This window comes from Nitrospira sp. BLG_2, assembly GCF_049222245.1.
In genome coordinates this window covers 1-2168 of sequence record NZ_JBLYIG010000328.1, presented here as the reverse complement: position 1 = coordinate 2168, position 2168 = coordinate 1, and the positions used below count along the sequence as shown (strand labels likewise).

The window sequence follows — 2168 nt, the reverse complement described above, 5'->3', positions numbered from 1 at the left end:
ATTGACCGTGCATCGGTTTCCTATCTTGATCATTTCGACAAGGGGAGTCGCGTCATAGAGTTCCACCACACCTAAGCTTCTTGAACACTTTTTCAAACGCCTGGGTTGGCTCTTTCGCCCGGCGATCAAACGCTTCCAGGTCCAAGGCATCCTCTCGAAGGGATTCCAACACGGCGGCATTGACCAAGTCGGAAAGAGACCGGTCTGTGGTGGCGGCTTTGACCTCGAGGGCCCGATAGACTTTCGGTTTCAAATATATTGTGGTGCGAGTGTCCGATGGCATGGGCGGTCCTCCCTTATGGCGTTTGAGCATTTTATCATCATTATGTTAAAACGTCTCCATCCTTGCCTGCTCCGGCTTGACCATGATGAACTCCTAACGTCTCTCTTACGCACGTCGAAGCGCGTCACTTCTTCCCGCCCTATTGTCCGCTTCTTCGAAAGCCGGTATTCTTGCGCGCGCTGGCTACCTAATTCTTCGGTATATCGTCATCTGCTTAAAACTGGATTGAGGCATGAGCAACAGTGATCTGAACTGGATTGCAAACTTCATCTGGGGGATCGCGGACGATGTGCTACGCGATCTCTACGTGCGAGGAAAGTATCGCGATGTCATCCTCCCCATGACGGTCTTACGGCGGCTTGATGCGTTGTTGGAGCCGACGAAACAAGCAGTCCTCGATATGAAAGCCTCTCTCAACAAGGCCAAGATCGTTCACCAAGATCAGGCACTCAGGCAAGCCGCAGATCAAGCATTCTACAACATGTCAAAGCTCACACTTCGGGACCTCAAGGCACGATCAAGTCAGCAGCAACTCAAAGCCGACTTTGAGGCGTACCTGGATGGCTTCTCACCAAATGTCCAGGACATTCTCGAAAAATTCGAGTTTCGCAATCAGATCCCACGCCTGTCTAAGTCTGACGCCCTTGGCACGTTGATCAATAAGTTTCTCTCGCCGGACATCAATCTCAGCCCCAATCCCGTCAAGAACCCTGATGGATCGGTGAAACATCCGGGTCTTGATAATCATGCGATGGGGACCATCTTCGAAGAGCTGGTCCGGCGATTTAACGAAGAGAACAACGAAGAGGCGGGCGAACACTGGACGCCGCGCGACGCCGTGAAACTCATGGCGAAGCTGATCTTCTTGCCCATCGCCGACAAGATTCAGTCCGGCACCTATCTGCTCTATGACGGGGCTTGTGGAACAGGTGGCATGCTCACGGTAGCAGAAGAGACGCTGCAGCAACTGGCGACCGAACATAAGAAGAAGGTGGCCACGCATCTCTATGGGCAAGAGATCAACGCCGAAACCTACGCCATCGCAAAAGCGGACTTTCTGTTGAAGGGTGAAGGCGAGGCGGCAGACAACATCGTCGGTGGGCCGGAGCACTCCACACTGGCGAACGATGCATTTCTTTCACGTGAATTCGACTTCATGCTGTCGAACCCACCGTACGGCAAAAGTTGGAAGAGTGATCTCGAACGCATGGGTGGCAAGGAAGGCATGAAAGACCCGCGCTTTGTGATTCAGCATGCAGGAGAGGCCGAGTATTCGCTCATCACGCGATCCAGCGACGGCCAAATGTTGTTCTTGGCCAACATGCTGTCGAAGATGAAGCATAAGACCAAGCTCGGTAGCCGAATTGCGGAAGTACATACGGCTCGTCGTTATTCACGGGGGACGCGGGACAAGGGGAAAGCAACATTCGCCGCTGGATCATTGAGAACGATTGGCTCGAAGCCATCGTCGCCTTGCCCCTCAACATGTTCTACAACACCGGCATCGCCACCTACATTTGGGTGCTGACGAATCGGAAGCCGGATCATCGCAAGGGGAAGGTGCAGTTGATTGATGCCACTCAGTGGTTCAAACCGCTTCGCAAGAACCTCGGTAAGAAGAACTGCGAGCTGTCGGATGATGATATCCAGCGCATCTGCGACACCTTCATCGGCTTCAAGGAAACTGAGCAATCGAAGATCTTCCCCAACGAGGCGTTCGGTTATTGGAAGGTGACGGTCGAACGGCCGCTTCGGCTGCGAGTAGATCTGGATGCGAAGTCTCTCAGCGCATTCCATGCCGTCTGCGTGGATGAAGACGAGGAGCCTTTGGCCAACTTGCTTGATCGCATTGCCAGTCAGCTCGGTCCTGGCCCCCACCTGAGTT

General features: G+C 53.5%; 1 protein-coding gene and 1 pseudogene. One reads left to right on the top strand and one right to left on the bottom strand.

Features of this window, described 5'->3' with window-relative positions; all coding sequences use genetic code 11:
* Positions 1–52 precede the first annotated feature (52 nt).
* Complete coding sequence (locus ACOSYY_RS09115) at positions 53–283, bottom strand: RH3 domain-containing protein (RefSeq protein WP_421661954.1); 231 nt, start codon at positions 281–283, stop codon at positions 53–55.
* 232 nt (positions 284–515) lie between these two features.
* Here ACOSYY_RS09115 and ACOSYY_RS09110 point away from each other — a divergent pair.
* Positions 516–2168: pseudogene (locus ACOSYY_RS09110) on the top strand (HsdM family class I SAM-dependent methyltransferase); the annotation flags it as partial.